This is a genomic window from Nocardioides aestuarii, assembly GCF_039527245.1.
Taxonomy (GTDB): domain Bacteria; phylum Actinomycetota; class Actinomycetes; order Propionibacteriales; family Nocardioidaceae; genus Nocardioides; species Nocardioides aestuarii.
Window position 1 is genome coordinate 1,233,685 of record NZ_BAAAJT010000002.1, and the last position, 15,354, is coordinate 1,249,038.

Here is a 15,354-nt window from a genome sequence, read left to right on the forward strand (position 1 = left end):
ACCTCCCCGGTAGTTGACGGCGCACTCCGACCGGAGGTCTCGACTCGCCCTCGCCTGGCGGCTCGGACGGCTCGACCACCTGGACCGTCGGTGGTCGAGCAGCGAGCGTCAGCGAGCGGCTGTCGAGACCTCCGGACCTCAGTCGCTGACCGGCTGGCGCAGGATGGTGCGCAGCCGCTCGGGCGCCGTACGCAGCGCGTCGTTCAGGTAGACCTCGTGGTGGCGGCCGGTCAGGGTCCGGCCGGCGTGGAGTGCCTCGATGGTCGGCCCCTCGGCGTCGTAGGGACCGACGTGGAGGGTCTGGACGCAGCGGCCCTCGGTCAGCGTCTCGAGCCGGACCGGGTCGACGAGCTCGGCCGCGACCGTCGCGTCGTCGACCCAGTCGGGGACCAGCAGCATCACCGTCCACCGCCAGGCGTCCTTGTCGCGGCGGCGGGTGAAGGCGTCCATGTCGTCGGCCCACCACAGCGCCTCGAGCGGCGGGACGACGTAGTCGCGACCGGCGGCCTTCGCGGCGAACTTCAGCCGGTAGGCGACCGGGTAGATCGCGGCCAGCGCGGCGGCGTAGGCCGGGGCGGTGTTGGGGTCGCCGCTGCCGTCGACCATGAGATAGCGGCGCGGCGGCAGGTCGACCTCCTCGACGACGCCCTTCCGCGCCCGGTAGGACGCCAGCTCCTTCTTGAGGTCGGCCTTCACGATGTCCTCTACCGACGACGGTCCGCGAGCTGGAAGGCCGCGAGCACTCCCCCGACGGCGCCGAAGAAGTGGCCCTGCCACGAGACGCCGGGCGTGCCCGGCAGGACCCCGAGCAGGATCCCGCCGTAGACGAAGAAGACGCCGATGCCGATCAGGATCCGGACCGCGCTGCGCTCGAGGAACCCGGCGACCAGCAGGTAGGTCAGCAGCCCGAAGACCAGGCCGGACGCGCCGACCGTGATCGAGTCGGCCGGCGCGACCAGCCAGACACCGACCCCGCTCACGACCCACGACCACGCGAGCACCGCGACGAAGCGCGCGGTCGAGACGGTCGCGACCAGGAAGCCGAGGATGAGCAGCGGGACCGAGTTCGCCTCGAGGTGGGCGAAGCTGCCGTGGAGCAGGGGTGCGAGGGCGATGCCGACCAGGCCGTCCTCGCTGCGCGGCTCGATGCCGAAGCGGTCGAGGGACTGGCGCGGGGTGACGGCGTCGGCGATCTCGACGACCCACAGCACGGCGACGAAGCCGAGGCTGGCGACGAACGCGCGCACCCAGGACCGGGTGGGGTCGGCGGTCGCGGTGCTCATGCGCCGAACCTATCGGCGTGGACCAGCGGGCCACGCCGTTGAACCGCACGCCGCGCCCCGTCGTACTGCCCTTCGGGGACACCCACCCCGACGAGAGGACAGCTGATGCGCACCACCCGATCCACGACCCTGCTGCTCGTGGCCGCGACCGCGGCCACCCTGGCGCTCGCCTCGGCCCCGGCGTCCGGCCACGACGACGACCGCGCGGACTACCGCACCCGGCTCGACCCGCTCAACAAGCCCGGCTCGGAGGGCCGGGTCCGCCTGCGCGTCGAGGACGCCACGCTGCACGTACGGCTCCGGGTCAAGGGGCTCGACGACGGGCCGCACATCGCCCACATCCACGGGATCCGCCAGGCGGAGAACGAGTGCCCCGGCTTCGACGCCGACGCGGACGGCAACGGATTCGTCGACCTCGTCGAGGGGCTGCCGTCCTACGGGCCGGTGCAGCGCACGCTCAGCGTCGGGCTCGACGACGTCGGGCGCCGCCTGCGCTACCGCCGCGACTTCACCGCGCTCGACGACGGGAGTGCCATCGCCGCCCTCGGCGACCTGTCGCAGTACGCGATCGTCGTGCACGGCGTGGACCTCGACGACGACGGCGTCGTGTCCAACGCCGACGTCAACGGCGACGGCGACCAGGCGGCCGACAACGAGATCAGCATGCCGGCGCTCTGCGGCGAGATCGAGCACCACCACTGACCTCGCCCGCCGCGGAGGCGGCGTGGCGCTCGTCACACGCATAGGGCAGGCTAGGAGTGGAAGCGCTCTCACGCTCCATCCCTCTCGTCTCGGAAGGTCCTCATGCGTACGTCGCTGCTCGCCGCCCTCGCGGCCCTCGCCCTCGCGGTCACCGCCCTCACCGCCCCCGCCACGGCCGCCCCGCCACCCGCGGCGGCGGCGGCCTCCCCGCCCGGCTCCCCCGCCTCCCCTGACCTCGGCCCCCGGGTCGTCGTGTTCGACGACTCGATGCCGGTCGCCGAGATCCAGGCCGAGGCCGACCGGATCTGGGAGCAGCAGGTCGACGCCGAGATGTCCTCGGACCGGTGGAGCCTGCTGTTCCTGCCCGGCACCTACGGCAGCGCGGCCGAGCCGCTGCAGATCAAGGTCGGCTACTACACCGAGGTCGCCGGGCTCGGCACCTCGCCGGGCGACACCGTCGTCCACGGCAAGGTCGAGGTCTACAACCGCTGCCTGACCGACGGTCCGACCCAGCCCTACTGCGTCGCGCTCAACAACTTCTGGCGCTCGCTGTCCAACCTGACGATCGAGGTCGACGGCGCCGGCCAGGACGGCTGCCGCACCACCGCGAACTTCTGGGCCGCCTCCCAGGCCTCGGCCCTCCGCCGCGTCGACGTCCGCGGCGGCCCCCTCTCGCTGATGGACTACTGCACCGACGGCCCGCAGTACGCCAGCGGCGGCTACCTCGCCGACTCCCGCGTCGCCGGCGAGGTCATCAACGGCTCCCAGCAGCAGTGGCTGACCCGCAACTCCGAGGTCGGCGCCTGGTCGAACGGCGTCTGGAACCAGGTCTTCTCCGGCACGGTCGGCGCACCCTCCGAGGCCGGGTTCCCGACCCCGCCCTACACGACCCTCGACGAGACGCCCGTCAGCCGGGAGAAGCCCTACCTCCACACCGGTGACGACGGCGCCTGGCAGGTCCGGGTCCCCGACGCGCGGACCGGCACCCGCGGGCCGAGCTGGACCGGCGGCGAGACCGCCGGCCGCGACCTGCCCCTGTCCGCGTTCCACGTCGCGACCCCCGACCAGCCGACGAAGGAGCTCGTGCGCGCGCTGAACCGCGGCCGCCACCTGCTGCTGACGCCCGGCGTCTACGACATCGACCGCACCCTCGTCGTACGCCGTGACGACACGGTCGTCCTCGGGCTCGGCCAGGCGACCCTGACCTCGGCCGGCGGCGCCACCCCGATGGTCGTCCGCCACGGTGTCGAGGGAGCAGTCGTCGCCGGCGTCACCTTCGACGCCGGGCTCGAGGCGTCGCGCCACCTGCTGCACATCGAGGGGACGCCCGGGAGGCGTCCGGCCCGGACCACCCCCACCACCACGCTCAACGACGTCTACTTCCGTGTCGGCGGCCCCCACGTCGGCAAGGTCGACACCGCGCTCCGGATCGACGCCGACGACGTGCTGGTCGACCACGCGTGGGTCTGGCGCGCCGACCACGGCGTCGAGGACTTCAGCGCCGGGGTCAGCGGCGACACCGACCGGTGGAACACCAATACCGGCCGCGTCGGTCTCGTGGTGACGGGCGACCGGGTCCACGCGACCGGGCTCTTCGTCGAGCACTTCCAGGAGTTCAACACCGTCTGGGAGGGCGAGGACGGCCACGTCGTGCTCTACCAGAACGAGCTGCCCTACGACCCGCCGTCGCAGGCCGACTGGACCCGCCCCGACGGCACGCTCGGCTGGGCGGGCTTCAAGGTCGCCGACGACGTACGCCGCCACGAGCTGTTCGGCGGCGGGGTCTACGTCTTCAACCGCAACGACCCCTCGATCACGACCGAGAGCGGGTTCGAGGTGCCCGAGCGGCCCGGCGTACGGCTCCACCACGTCATGACCGTCAACCTCGAGGCCGGCTCGATCGAGCACGTCGTCAACGACACGGGTGACCGGGTCGACAGCGACGAGCCGGGCGTGCCGAGCTACGTGGTGGACTACCCCGCTCCCTGAGGGTTCGGGCCGGGTCGCGGGTGTCGCCTACGGTGTCCCCACCGCTTGTGACACCCCCCACTCCAGGAGGACGAGATGCCCGCGACCCGGGTCATGCCCACCGAGGAGTCCGCCGAGCTGATCCGGCTCGTCCGCGACTTCGCCGCCAAGGAGCTGCTGCCGCGCAGCGCCGCCGCCGAGGCCGACGAGGACTTCCCGCGCGACGTCTTCGCGATGCTCGGCGAGCTGGGTGTGCTGGGGCTGCCCTACGCCGAGGAGCACGGCGGCGGCGGTCAGCCCTACGAGGTCTACCTCCAGGTCCTGGAGGAGATCGCGTCGGTGTGGGCGAGCGTCGGGGTCGGGGTCTCGGTCCACGCGCTGTCGTGCTTCGGCCTGGTGACCCGCGGGACCGAGGAGCAGAAGACGCGCTGGCTGCCCGACATGCTCGGCGGCGAGCTGCTCGGCGCCTACTGCCTCTCGGAGGCCCACGCCGGCTCCGACCCGGCGGCGATGCGGACCACGGCGAAGCGCGACGGCGACGACTACGTCATCACCGGCGCGAAGGCGTGGACGACCCACGGCGGGCACGCCGACTTCTACAAGGTCATGGCGCGGACCGCAGGTCAGCCAGGCGACCGCAACGGCATCTCCTGCTTCCTCGTCCCCGCCGACTCCGAGGGCCTCGTCGCCGACGCCCCCGAGCGGAAGATGGGCCTGACCGGCTCGGCCACCGCGACCATGCGGTTCGACGGCGTCCGGGTCCCGGCCGAGCGCCGGCTCGGCGAGGAGGGTGACGGGCTGCGGATCGCCCTCGAGGGCCTCGACTCCGGCCGCCTCGGCATCGCCGCGGTCGCGACCGGCCTGGCCCAGGGCGCGCTCGACCACGCCACGGCGTACGCGAAGGAGCGGGAGACGTTCGGCGTCCCGATCATCGACCACCAGGGCCTCGCCTTCCTGCTCGCCGACATGGAGGCGGCCGTCCAGTCCGCCCGGGCGACGACGCTCCACGCCGCGCGCCTCAAGGACGCTGGCCTCCCCTTCGGCCGCGAGGCCTCCATCGCCAAGCTGGTCGCGACCGACAACGCCATGAAGGTCACCACCGACGCCGTCCAGGTCCTTGGCGGCTACGGCTACACCAAGGACTTCCCGGTCGAGCGGTTCATGCGCGAGGCGAAGGTCATGCAGATCTTCGAGGGCACCAACCAGATCCAGCGGATGGTGATCTCCCGCAGCCTCGCCCAGGGCGGCGGCTCCGTCACCCACCTCTGATGCGTCGCCACGGGGACGGACGGCGCGGCTCGGGGTCACGCTGGCCCTGGTGCTGTCGACGGTGGCGTGCACGTCGGAGTCCGGGCCGGACGAGGTCACCGCGACCCTTCCCGCCGGACCGGTGCTGGCCGACGAGCCGCTGGCCCTGCGCATCGACGGCGTGGAGCCGGGCGAGAACGTGACCGTCACCGTGCGCGGCGGCCGGCAGGGCCAGACCGTCGAGGCCGACTACGCGGCCGCCGGCAACGGCACCGTCGACCTCGAGCGCGACGCTCCGGCCGACGGGTCGTCCTACTCCGAGGCCTCGGGCTTCGGTCTGCTCTGGCAGCTGCCGCTCGGCGACGGGATGGATCGGGTCACGGTCACGGTGTCGGTGGCCGGTGACGTGGTCGAGGAGCTGGAGCAGGTCTGGCTGCTGCGGACCCCCGACGTGAGGCAGCGCCGTCTCTGGCCGGTCCTCGACGGCCTCTCGGGGCGCTATTTCTTCCCGTCCGACACGAGCGTGGAACGTCCCGCGGTCGTGCTGTTCGGCGGCTCGGAGGGCGGGCGAACGATGGACGGCGAGGCGCAGCTGCTCGCCTCCCACGGCTACCCCGCGCTCTCCTTGGCCTACTTCGACGCCCCCGGCATCTCCCGGCGGCTGGCCGACATCCCGATCGAGTATTTCGAGCGCGCGCTGGAGTGGACCGGGCGACGGCGGGGCGTCGACCCCGACCGGGTCGTGCCCTACGGCGTCTCGGGGCAGCGAGGCGGCCCTGCTGGTCGCGTCGCTCTCCCCGGCGTACGCCGACGGCGCGATCGCGTTCGCCCCCAACGGCGTCGCGGTCGGGTCGCCCACCGACATCACCGACCCAGCCTGGCTGTGGGACGGCGAACCGGTGCCGTGGGCGATGACGCGACGGGAGTGGTGGTACGAGCCGGGCGACGCCGTCATCGACGTGTGGGACGTCGACGGCCCGATCCTGCTCGTGTGCGGTGCGGCCGACCGGCTGTGGCCAGCGTGCTCCCAGGCCGACGACATCGCCACGCAGCTGGCCTACCGCGGCGAGCCCGCGCCCACGCTGCTGTCCTTCGAGGGCGTCGGCCACGAGATCGGTCTCGCCGTCCCCGGGGCGGGGGGAGCCGGTCGGGCCGCCGGGGAGGACCTTCAGGCGACCGGCCTCGCCCGCGCCGAGGCCTGGGAGGCCGTCCTCGACCACCTCGCCGCGCTTTGACCCGGTGCACCGCCGCCAGAACCGGTCACCGTGACCGGATCTGGCTGTCACGGGGCCGAGCAGCAGCCAGAATCGGTCATGGTGACCAATGCTGGCTCTCACCCCGTGCCCGGGAAGTAGAGCTGCCACCCCGGGTTGAGCGCGGGTACGACGCCACCGCGGCGGCGGATCGCGTCGCACACCCGGGTCAGGGTCTCCCCGGGCCGGCGGTAGATGCCGCGGGCCACCACGGGCAGCAGCTCCCAGTCGTGGTCGGCGAACCAGGCGAGCCGCTCGTTGTCGCGGTCCCACTGGTTGAGGTCGTCGGCGCGGTGCTGCTGCCCGTCGTACTCGATGACCAGACGGAGACCCGGATAGGCGAGGTCGAGGCGGGTGGTGAAGCGACCGTCGCCCACCACCGGGTTGACCTCCGGCTCGGGTAGTCCAGCGAGGACGATCAGGAGTCGCAGCCGGGTCTCCATCGGCGAGTCGACCCGGGCCCGCACCAGGGACGCCGCCCGTCGGACGTGGGAGCCGACCTCGCCGCGGACGGCCGCGGCCGCGCGCAGGAGCTGCTCGGGCCTGACCATCCGCGCCCGGACCATCGCGTCGCCCGCGACCACGAGGTCGACCAGGCCGAGGACCTCCGCGAGCTCGAGGAAGAGATCGGCGCCGGCACTCACGCGCAATCCCCGCGCGGTCGTCGTGAGCGGAGTCGGACGCACGTGGAGCTTGAGCGTCCCCTTCAGCCGACGGTCGCCCGCTGTCGGGACCGACACGTGCAGCCGCGGGTCGGTGGGCACCGGGATGCCCTGGAGCGACGCCGAGGTGGTGTGCGACAGCCAGGCCGTGGCGGGCACCGCCAGCAGGGCCGCGCGGGCCATGAGCTCAGGCGTCACGGCGACGTCCGAAGCGACATAGACGCCGGGCAGCAGACGGCGGAAGCGCGGCCCGCGGACGGTCGACCAGGCCAGCACGTCGCACACCATGCGCGAGGTGAAGGGCTGGCTGAGGTCGACCACGCCGCCACCCTGCCTCGTCCCGGCGTACGCCGCCGGGCGTCATCCACAGGGGTGGTGATGGTCCTTTCGGGTGGCTCGTAGCGTCGAGGGCATGACCACCAAGATCGCTTTCCTGACCGCTTCCGAGGGCATCGAGCGGGTCGAGCTGACCGACCCGTGGGCTGCCGTGTCCGACGCCGGCCACACCGCCGAGCTGCTCTCCCCCGAGCCCGGCGAGGTGCAGCTCTTCGACCACCTCGACCAGGCCGAGACCCGCAAGGTCGACGTCGTCGTCAAGGACGCCGACGTCGCCGACTACGACGCGCTGGTGCTGCCCGGCGGCGTCGCCAACCCCGATGCGCTGCGGATGGACGACGCCGCGGTCGCCTTCATCAAGGCGTTCGTCGAGTCCGGCAAGCCGGTCGCGGCGATCTGCCACGCCCCGTGGACGCTCGTCGAGGCCGGCGTGCTCGACGGCAAGCGGCTGACGTCGTGGCCGAGCCTGCAGACCGACATCCGCAACGCCGGCGGCCAGTGGGTCGACGAGGAGGTCGTCGTCGACGGCAACCTCATCACCAGCCGCAACCCCGACGACATCCCGGCCTTCAACAAGGCCCTGCTGGAGTCGCTCAGCGGCTGACGAGCCAGCGCGCCATCAGCGTCCCCTCCTCCTCCACCATCGAGTGGAGGGTGAGGTGGGCGTCGATGGGCGGTCCGTCGCTGATGCGCGGGTTGCCGCCGCCGATCATGCGCGGGACGGTCGTGATGCAGACCTCGTCGGCGCAGCCCTGGTCGAGCAGGTCCCGCAGCAGGTGGGGCCCGCCCTCGGAGAGGATCCGGGTCAGCCCGCGCTCGACCAGCGCCTTTCGCAGCGCGGCGAGGTCGACGCGGTGGGAGCCGAGGACGAGGACGTTGTCCTCGCCGAGCAGCTCGCGGGCCTTGTCGAGGCCCTCCGCGTTCCGCGTCGTGGCGAGGAGCAGCTTGCCGGGCTCGCTGTCAGCCAGGGTCGGCGGGACCTTGCCGCTGCGGCTGACCGCGACGATCGGCAGCTCGTTGTGGCCGTACTCCTCGTCGCGCAGCGTCCCGGCGCCCACGACGAGCACGTCGGCCTGCGACCGGAGCAGGTTGAAGACCTTCCGGTCGGCCGCGTTGTTGATGGAGCGGCTGGTCCCGTTCTCGCCGGTGGCGGCGCCGTCGACGGTGGAGACCATGTTGACGCGCAGCCACGGGGTTTCCGGGGCGGCGTACAGCTCGGGCAGGGATACGTCGGGTCCGACGAGCACTCGCATGGGCAAACGCTAACGGTCGCCTCTCTAGACTCGATCAGGTGATCACCCTCGCGGCCCTCGCCGAGCTCCACGAGCAGTACGCCGACGACCTGGCGCGGCCGGTCGAGCCGGTCCGGGTGAGCGACGACGTCGTGGTCGGCGACGGGTCCGTGACGCTCATGGGCGTGGTCAACCTGTCGAAGGACTCGACCTACCGCGAGAGCATCGCGGCGTCGACCGAGGCGGCGGTCCGCAAGGGGCTGGTGCAGGCCGCCCAGGGCGCCGCGATGATCGACGTCGGCGCCGAGGCCAGCAACGACGACGCCGGCCGGGTCGATGCCCAGCGCCAGGTCGACCAGCTCGTCCCCGTCATCGAGGGGCTCGCGCCCCACACCGTCGTCAGCGTCGAGACCTACCGCCCGCTGGTCGTGAAGGCGGCCCTCGAGGCCGGCGCGAAGGTCGTGAACCTGACCGGCCGCGAGGACGAGGACGAGATGCTCGCCTCGGTCGCCGAGCACGACGCGACGCTGCTGATGTGCTTCGGTACGGCGGCCAACGTGCGGGAGGCCGAGGAGCTCCCCCGTGACACCGACCTCGCCCCGTTCCTCGTCGACCACTTCACCGAGCGGCTCGACCACGCGCGCTCGCTCGGGGTCACGAAGGTGGTCGTCGACCCCGGGATGGGCTTCAGCTACCAGAATCTCGCGAGCCTCGACCGCACCCGGCTCCAGACGCGCGTCATCACCCAGACCTTCCGGCTCCGCGCGCTCGGCGTACCCGCCGCCAGCGTCCTGCCCCACAACCTCGACATCTTCGAGGACCAGTTCCGCAAGGCGGAGGGCTTCTTCGCGGTCCTCGCCGCGCTCGGCGGCGTCCACCTGCTGCGGATCCACGAGATCGACCACGTCGCGACCGTGCTCCGGGCGATGGACCTGCTCGAGGTCAGCTGAGCGGCTCGCGGCTGAGCGTCGTACCCGACATGAGCGTCGCGATCCGCACGATTCACGACGCTCATGTCGGGTACGACGAACGGGCGGGTGACCTCAGCTGAGCAGCACCATCGCGACGACGTCGGGCTCGGCGTCGGGCAGCCACGGCGGGCGTACGCGTGCCACCTCGGTCCAGCCGAGTCGCTCGTACATCACGAGGGCGGCGGCGTGGACGGGGACGACGTCGAGGCAGGGCGCGAGATCGCGTGAGCGCAGCCAGCCGACCGACGCGTCGTGGAGCGCGCGTCCGACGCCACGGCCGCGGACGGCGGGGTCGACGAAGAGGGTGCCCATGATCCCGAGCTCGGCCACCGGCCGGCCGTGGCCCGCCGACCACGCCCGCCCGAGGTCGCCGGGCGAGAAGACGTCGTCGACGGCCTGGACCGCGACGTGGCCCACGACCCGGCCGTCGACCTCCGCGACCCACGCCTCGAGGTCGCTGGTCCGGCGGATGAAGTCCTCGGTCGGGAAGGGCAGCGGCCAGCGCAGCGGATAGCGCGCCTCGTCCCGCTGCGCGGCGAGGACCTCGACCAGCGCCGGCAGGTCCCGCTCGGTCCGCGGTCGGACGTTCACGACGGCGGCCGTCCGTGGGCGAGCAGCGTCCCGGCATCGACGTCGATGACCGCGAGGCTGGACGTCGGCATCGGCCGGGCGTGACCCGTGAGCAGGAGGACCAGCTCCTCGACCGCCGGGTTGTGCCCGACCAGCGCGAAGCACGACGCCTCGACTCCCGCGACGAGCGTGTGTAGAGCGGAACCGTCGAAGGTGTACGCCGCCTCCTCGACCCGGACCTCCGGCGGCGCGGCCAGCTCGGCGGACACCAGGCCCCAGGTGGCCCGCGCGCGCTCCGCCGGCGACACGACGGCCAGCGACAGGGCCGGTCCGTGGGCGGCGAGCCAGCGACCCGCCTCGGCGGCCTGGCGGCGCCCGCGCGGCGCGAGCGGCCGGTCGCGGTCGGCGTGCGACCCGGACCAGTCGGACTTCGCGTGCCGGACGACGACCAGGGTGGTCACAGGTCGGTGACCCGGATCCCGGCGTGGGCCCTGTAGCGGCGGTTGACGCTGATCAGGTTGGCGGTCAGCGCCTCGACCTGGTGGCAGTTGCGCAACCGGCCGCCGTACACGCCCCGGACGCCGGGGATGCTGCTGGCGAGCGCCTGGACGAGGTCGGTCGCCTCGCGGTCGTCGCCGAGGACGAGGACGTCGGTGTCGATCTCGACCACGGTCGGGTCCTCGAGGAGCACGGCGCTGACGTGGTGGAAGGCGCCGACGACGGTCGACTCGGACAGGATCGCGCGAGCCTGCATCGCCGCGCTCCCCTCCTCGACCGGCAGCGCGTAGGCGCCCTGCTTGTCGAAGCCGAGCGGGTTGACGCAGTCGACGACGACCTTGCCGGCGAGCTGGCCATTCAGGTCGCGGAGCAGGTCGGCGTGGCCGTCCCACGGGACGGCGACCACCACGACGTCGCCCTGCCCGGCGGCGGTGGCGTTGTCGGCGCCCGAGACGGTGCCGCCCACCTCTTCCGCAAGAGCGGTCGCGACGTCGGAGGCCCGGTCGGCGGAGCGCGAGCCGATGACGACCGGAATCCCGGCGGCGGCGAACCGGCGGGCGAGGCCGCGGCCCTGGGGGCCGGTGCCGCCGAGGACGGAGACGATCGCGCCGGGAGGGAAGTCACTCATGGCGCGACCCTAGTCACCGTGGGTCAGCGCGTCGGGGTCGTTCCGGATGGGGAGAGCCGCCAGCGCCTGCAGGACCAGCGCGGTCCGGGCGGCGAGCGCGGCCTTGCGGCGGATCCGGCCACCGGGGCCGGCCGGCAGCGACGACTCGACCGCCGCGGCGACCTGCGCGGTCGTGAAGGTCGGCCGGGTCCCGGCCTCGACCTCGACGTCCGGCAGCGCGAGCAGGACGGGCAGCACCTGGCCCCCGACCGCCTCGAGGACGTGATAGCGCTGCATCGCGTCGAGCTGGTCCCAGTCGGCCCGCTTCCGCTTGCCCGACGCGACCGTCTGGGCCGCCGCCCTGACCGCCACCGTCATCTCGTGCTCGGTGAACCGCATGATCAGTCGGAGAAGCCGTTGGGGTTCTGCGACTGCCAGCGCCAGGTGTCGGCGCACATCTCCTCGACGGTCTTGACCGTCTTCCAGCCGAGCTCCTCGTTGGCCTTCGCCGGGTCGGCGTACGACGTCGCGACGTCGCCGGGGCGGCGGGCGACGACCTCGTAGGGGAGCTCGTGGCCCACGGCCTTCTCGAAGGCGTGGAGCAGCTCGAGCACCGACGTACCCCGGCCGGAGCCGAGGTTCCAGATGTTGACCGCGACATCGGTGGTGGCGAGCTTCTCGAGCGCGGCGACGTGGCCGGCGGCGAGGTCCTCGACGTGGATGTAGTCGCGGACGCCGGTGCCGTCGACGGTGTCGTAGTCGTCGCCGAAGACCGAGAGCTTCTCCCGCTTGCCGACCGCGACCTGGGCGATGAACGGCATCAGGTTGTTGGGGATGCCCGACGGGTCCTCGCCGATGGTGCCGCTGGGGTGGGCGCCGACCGGGTTGAAGTAGCGCAGCAGCGCGAACCGCAGCTGCGGCGAGGCGGCCGCGACGTCGCGAAGGATCTGCTCCTGCATGACCTTCGTCCAGCCGTAGGGGTTGGTCGCGAAGGTCGGCCGGTCCTCGGTCGCGCCCGCCTGGTCGGTGCCGTAGACGGTCGCGCTGGAGGAGAAGACGAGCTTGTCGACGTCGTACTTCTCCATCGCGCGGAGCAGCGAGAAGGTCGAGCCGAGGTTGTTCTCGTAGTAGTCGAGCGGCTTCGCGACGCTCTCGCCGACGGCCTTGTAGCCGGCGAAGTGGATGACCGCGTCGAAGTCGGTCGTCGCGAAGAGGTGCTCGGTCTTGTCGTGGTCGCAGAGGTCGAAGGAGTGGCACTCGATCGCCCTGCCGGTCAGCGCCTCGAGGCGCCCGAGCACCGCGGGGACCGCGTTGCTGAAGTCGTCGACGATCACCACGTCGTGGCCGGCCTCGACCAGCTTCACGACCGTGTGCGACCCGATGTAGCCGGCACCACCACTCACGAGAACCTTCACGGGGAGCCACCCTAGACTCAGCCGGTGCGCACAGCCCTCATCACCGGCATCACCGGCCAGGACGGCCTCTACCTGACGGAGTTCCTGCTGGCGAAGGGCTACGCCGTGCACGGGCTCGTCAGCCCCCGCGGTGAGGCGACCGGCGAGCTCGACGGGCTCGTCGAGGAGTCCCACCTCCACCGCGGCGACCTCACCGACCTCGCCAGCCTGATGCGCACCCTGCGCCGCTGCGAGCCGGACGAGGTCTACAACCTCGGCGCGCTGAGCTCGGTCTCCTACAGCTTCGACAACGCCCACGAGACGAGCTCGGTGACCGGGATGGGGGCGCTCAACCTGCTCGAGGCGGTCCGGCTCCACACCGAGTCCGACCCCGGCCGGATCCGGGTCTACCAGGCGTCGAGCTCGGAGATGTTCGGCAAGGCCCAGGCCGCGGTCCAGGACGAGCGCACGCTCCTGTGGCCGCGGTCGCCGTACGGCGTGGCGAAGGTCTTCGCCCACTACATGACGATCAACTACCGCGAGTCCTACGGCATGCACGCCAGCACCGGGATCCTCTTCAACCACGAGTCGCCGCGGCGCGGCCCGGAGTTCGTGACCAGGAAGATCAGCCAGGGCGTCGCCCGGATCCACGCCGGTCTCCAGGACCACCTCACGCTCGGCAACATCGACGTCGAGCGCGACTGGGGGTTCGCGGGCGACTACGTCGAGGCGATGTGGCTGATGCTCCAGCAGGACCTCCCCGACGACTACGTCGTCGCGACGGGGCGGAGCCACTCGATCCGCGACTTCCTCGACCTTGCCTTCGGCCACGTCGGGATCGAGGACTGGACGCCCTACGTGCGCCAGGACAAGCGCTTCATGCGGCCCGCCGAGGTCGACCGGGTGGTCGGTGACGCGAGCAAGGCCGAGCGGGTCCTGGGGTGGCGGCCCACGGTAGATTTCTCCCAGCTCGTCGCGATGATGGTGGAACACGACCTTTCGATCGTGTGACGCCCGCCTGAAATCGCGAGTTTTGTTACATCTTGAAATTTTTACCCCCGTTTGTCCCACCTTCGGGATACAACTCTCGTTGTCAGGGATGACCAGACCACTGACACGTACGGGGGATCCAGAAACAGGTATGTCGCTCACCAACCACATCTCGCAGCCGGACACCACCTCGGGGCAGGCGACCCCCACCGGCGACGGAGTCGGGTTCCTCCGACGGATGCTGAAGGTCCTGCCCTTCGCCGCTGTCTCCTTCGACCTCGGGGTCGTGACCCTGGCGATGATGGCGGCGGCCCAGCTCCGCGAGACCCGCTTCCTCTTCGACGAGCCCGCTTCGCTCGGCTCGGTCGGGCTCGTGATGCCGCTGATGGGCGTGCTGTGGGTCGCGATCATCGCGATGCGCGGGGGCCACCACATCGAGGTCTTCGGGGCCGGCGTCGACGAGTTCAAGCGGGTCCTCAACGCGACGGTCTACGCCGCCGGTGCGGTCGGCATCGCCTGCTACCTCGCGCAGTACCCCCTCTCCCGTGGCTTCTTCGTCTACTCCTTCCTCATCGGCCTGCCGCTGCTGATGGTCGAGCGCTGGGTGCTGCGCCGGGTCGTCCAGCGCGCCCGCCGCCAGGGCCACTTCCGCCGCAAGGTCGTCATCGTCGGCAACGTGCCGGCCATCGACGGCATCGCCTCGGTCCTCCAGCGCGAGACCTGGCTGGGCTATGAGGTGCTGGGTGCCCTCACGCCGGCCCACGACCTGACCGTCGAGACGCCCCACGGCGTGCCGGTCGTCGGCAACCTCGACGACGCGGCGTCGATGGCGCCGGCGCTCGGCGCCGACCTGGTCTTCTTCGCCGACGGGGGCGTCGCCTCCAACAGCCACATGCGCGCGGTCATGTGGGAGCTCGAGCACCACGACGTCCACGTCGTGGTCGCCCCGAGCGTCACCGACATCTCCAGCGAGCGGGTGCGGGTCCGCCCGGTCGGCGGCCTGCCGCTGATCCACCTCGGCAAGCCCCGCAGCCTCCAGGCGCTGAGCCAGATGAAGCGCGGCTTCGACATCGTCGGCTCCTCGCTCCTGATCCTCTGCGCGCTGCCGCTGCTGGTCCTCGCGACGCTCCGGGTCAAGCTCCACGACCGCGGTCCGGTGATGTTCCGCCAGCAGCGCGTCGGCCAGGGCGGGTCGACCTTCGACTGCCTGAAGTTCCGGACGATGGTCGTCGACGCCGAGGCCCGGCTCGCGGCGCTCCACGAGGAGACCGGTCATGACGAGGGCCTGTTCAAGATGAAGGACGACCCGCGCATCACCGGCCCCGGCCGCTGGCTGCGCCGGTTCTCGGTCGACGAGCTGCCCCAGCTGTTCAACGTCCTCAAGGGCGACATGAGCCTGGTCGGCCCTCGGCCAGCGCTCCCGAGCGAGGTCGCGACCTACGACGTGACCGCGGCGCGGCGGCTCCGCGTCCGCCCGGGCCTCACCGGTCTCTGGCAGGTCTCCGGTCGCTCCAACCTGAGCTGGGCCGAGACCGTGCGGCTCGACGTCTACTACGTCGACAACTGGTCGATGCTCCAGGACATCTCGATCCTGGCGAAGACCGCGAAGGCCGTGCTCGGCTCCGACGGCGCCTACTGAC

The 15,354-nt window shown here is 72.1% G+C and carries 17 protein-coding genes and 1 pseudogene; 9 read left to right on the forward strand and 9 right to left on the reverse strand.

From position 1 onward, the window contains the following. Positions 1-138: 138 nt before the first annotated feature. Both ABD091_RS06410 and ABD091_RS06415 read right to left on the reverse strand, forming a co-directional pair. Complete coding sequence (locus ABD091_RS06410; RefSeq protein WP_343916553.1) at positions 139-696, reverse strand: GyrI-like domain-containing protein; 558 nt, start codon at positions 694-696, stop codon at positions 139-141. Positions 697-704: 8 nt separating this feature from the next. Then, positions 705-1,283, reverse strand: coding sequence for a rhomboid family intramembrane serine protease (locus ABD091_RS06415; protein WP_343916555.1), 579 nt, complete (start codon positions 1,281-1,283; stop codon positions 705-707). 105 nt (positions 1,284-1,388) lie between these two features. On the opposite strand from ABD091_RS06415, the gene ABD091_RS06420 reads away from it, so the two are divergent. The 5 genes and pseudogenes from ABD091_RS06420 to ABD091_RS06435 all read left to right on the forward strand — a co-directional run bounded on the left by ABD091_RS06420 (position 1,389) and on the right by ABD091_RS06435 (position 6,436). Further along, complete coding sequence (locus ABD091_RS06420) at positions 1,389-1,985, forward strand: hypothetical protein (protein ID WP_343916557.1); 597 nt, start codon at positions 1,389-1,391, stop codon at positions 1,983-1,985. 102 nt (positions 1,986-2,087) lie between these two features. Further along, the gene (locus tag ABD091_RS06425; RefSeq protein ID WP_343916559.1) at positions 2,088-3,974 is read left to right on the forward strand and encodes a hypothetical protein; all 1,887 of its coding nucleotides are present in this window, start codon (positions 2,088-2,090) and stop codon (positions 3,972-3,974) included. Between the two features lie 75 nt (positions 3,975-4,049). Continuing rightward, positions 4,050-5,222, forward strand: a complete 1,173-nt coding sequence (locus tag ABD091_RS06430) for an acyl-CoA dehydrogenase family protein (protein WP_343916561.1) — start codon at positions 4,050-4,052, stop codon at positions 5,220-5,222. A 121-nt stretch (positions 5,223-5,343) separates the two neighbouring features. Next, a pseudogene (locus ABD091_RS20225) lies at positions 5,344-5,544 on the forward strand (acyl-CoA thioesterase/BAAT N-terminal domain-containing protein); the annotation flags it as partial. Positions 5,545-6,112: 568 nt separating this feature from the next. Further along, positions 6,113-6,436, forward strand: a complete 324-nt coding sequence (locus ABD091_RS06435) for an acyl-CoA thioester hydrolase/BAAT C-terminal domain-containing protein (RefSeq protein ID WP_343916563.1) — start codon at positions 6,113-6,115, stop codon at positions 6,434-6,436. A 98-nt stretch (positions 6,437-6,534) separates the two neighbouring features. Here the strand turns inward: ABD091_RS06435 and ABD091_RS06440 are convergent, their stop codons facing one another. Continuing rightward, positions 6,535-7,437: an endonuclease domain-containing protein gene (locus tag ABD091_RS06440; protein WP_343916566.1), complete on the reverse strand. Its 903-nt coding sequence runs from the start codon at positions 7,435-7,437 to the stop codon at positions 6,535-6,537. 91 nt (positions 7,438-7,528) lie between these two features. Here ABD091_RS06440 and ABD091_RS06445 point away from each other — a divergent pair, with 91 nt between their 5' ends. Beyond that, entirely contained in the window at positions 7,529-8,056 is a 528-nt protein-coding gene (locus ABD091_RS06445; RefSeq protein WP_343916568.1) for a type 1 glutamine amidotransferase domain-containing protein, read from the forward strand. Here ABD091_RS06445 and ABD091_RS06450 read toward each other — a convergent pair. Next, positions 8,046-8,705, reverse strand: a complete 660-nt coding sequence (locus ABD091_RS06450; protein ID WP_343916571.1) for a dihydrofolate reductase family protein — start codon at positions 8,703-8,705, stop codon at positions 8,046-8,048. The two genes, ABD091_RS06445 and ABD091_RS06450, sit on opposite strands and share 11 nt — an antisense overlap. Before the next feature lie 38 nt (positions 8,706-8,743). Between ABD091_RS06450 and ABD091_RS06455 the strand changes: the two genes are divergently transcribed. Then, positions 8,744-9,634 (forward strand): dihydropteroate synthase, encoded by an 891-nt coding sequence (locus ABD091_RS06455; protein ID WP_343916574.1) that lies wholly within the window; start codon positions 8,744-8,746, stop codon positions 9,632-9,634. Between the two features lie 93 nt (positions 9,635-9,727). On the opposite strand, the gene ABD091_RS06460 is transcribed toward ABD091_RS06455, so the two are convergent. Genes ABD091_RS06460 through galE form a run of 5 tightly spaced genes read right to left on the reverse strand, consistent with a single transcriptional unit; the run spans position 9,728 to position 12,745 of the window. After that, positions 9,728-10,246: a GNAT family N-acetyltransferase gene (locus ABD091_RS06460; protein ID WP_343916576.1), complete on the reverse strand. Its 519-nt coding sequence runs from the start codon at positions 10,244-10,246 to the stop codon at positions 9,728-9,730. After that, complete coding sequence (locus tag ABD091_RS06465; RefSeq protein WP_343916578.1) at positions 10,243-10,686, reverse strand: SixA phosphatase family protein; 444 nt, start codon at positions 10,684-10,686, stop codon at positions 10,243-10,245. The genes ABD091_RS06460 and ABD091_RS06465 overlap by 4 nt, the downstream gene beginning before the upstream one ends. Beyond that, complete coding sequence (npdG, locus tag ABD091_RS06470; protein ID WP_343916580.1) at positions 10,683-11,351, reverse strand: NADPH-dependent F420 reductase; 669 nt, start codon at positions 11,349-11,351, stop codon at positions 10,683-10,685. Before npdG ends, ABD091_RS06465 begins: the two co-directional genes overlap by 4 nt. Before the next feature lie 9 nt (positions 11,352-11,360). After that, positions 11,361-11,729 carry a hypothetical protein gene (locus ABD091_RS06475; protein ID WP_343916582.1) on the reverse strand — a complete coding sequence of 123 codons (369 nt, stop codon included), beginning with the start codon at positions 11,727-11,729 and terminating at the stop codon, positions 11,361-11,363. 2 nt (positions 11,730-11,731) lie between these two features. Then, a complete protein-coding gene (galE, locus tag ABD091_RS06480; protein ID WP_343916584.1) occupies positions 11,732-12,745 on the reverse strand; it encodes a UDP-glucose 4-epimerase GalE in 1,014 nt (337 codons plus the stop codon). Between the two features lie 24 nt (positions 12,746-12,769). On the opposite strand from galE, the gene ABD091_RS06485 reads away from it, so the two are divergent. Together ABD091_RS06485 and ABD091_RS06490 are read left to right on the forward strand one after the other, a co-directional pair. Further along, positions 12,770-13,735 (forward strand): GDP-mannose 4,6-dehydratase, encoded by a 966-nt coding sequence (locus ABD091_RS06485; RefSeq protein WP_343916586.1) that lies wholly within the window; start codon positions 12,770-12,772, stop codon positions 13,733-13,735. A 130-nt stretch (positions 13,736-13,865) separates the two neighbouring features. After that, positions 13,866-15,353 (forward strand): sugar transferase, encoded by a 1,488-nt coding sequence (locus ABD091_RS06490; RefSeq protein WP_343916588.1) that lies wholly within the window; start codon positions 13,866-13,868, stop codon positions 15,351-15,353. Position 15,354: the final 1 nt, after the last annotated feature.

Coding starts and splice junctions, on each gene's coding strand:
- ABD091_RS06430 (WP_343916561.1), top strand. CDS start 4,050: ATGCCCGCGACCCGGGTCATGCCCACCGAGGAGTCCGCCGAGCTGATC.
- ABD091_RS06435 (WP_343916563.1), top strand. CDS start 6,113: ATGACGCGACGGGAGTGGTGGTACGAGCCGGGCGACGCCGTCATCGAC.
- ABD091_RS06445 (WP_343916568.1), top strand. CDS start 7,529: ATGACCACCAAGATCGCTTTCCTGACCGCTTCCGAGGGCATCGAGCGG.
- ABD091_RS06415 (WP_343916555.1), bottom strand. CDS start 1,283: ATGAGCACCGCGACCGCCGACCCCACCCGGTCCTGGGTGCGCGCGTTC.
- ABD091_RS06425 (WP_343916559.1), top strand. CDS start 2,088: ATGCGTACGTCGCTGCTCGCCGCCCTCGCGGCCCTCGCCCTCGCGGTC.
- ABD091_RS06475 (WP_343916582.1), bottom strand. CDS start 11,729: ATGCGGTTCACCGAGCACGAGATGACGGTGGCGGTCAGGGCGGCGGCC.
- ABD091_RS06420 (WP_343916557.1), top strand. CDS start 1,389: ATGCGCACCACCCGATCCACGACCCTGCTGCTCGTGGCCGCGACCGCG.
- ABD091_RS06490 (WP_343916588.1), top strand. CDS start 13,866: ATGTCGCTCACCAACCACATCTCGCAGCCGGACACCACCTCGGGGCAG.
- ABD091_RS06450 (WP_343916571.1), bottom strand. CDS start 8,705: ATGCGAGTGCTCGTCGGACCCGACGTATCCCTGCCCGAGCTGTACGCC.
- npdG (WP_343916580.1), bottom strand. CDS start 11,351: ATGAGTGACTTCCCTCCCGGCGCGATCGTCTCCGTCCTCGGCGGCACC.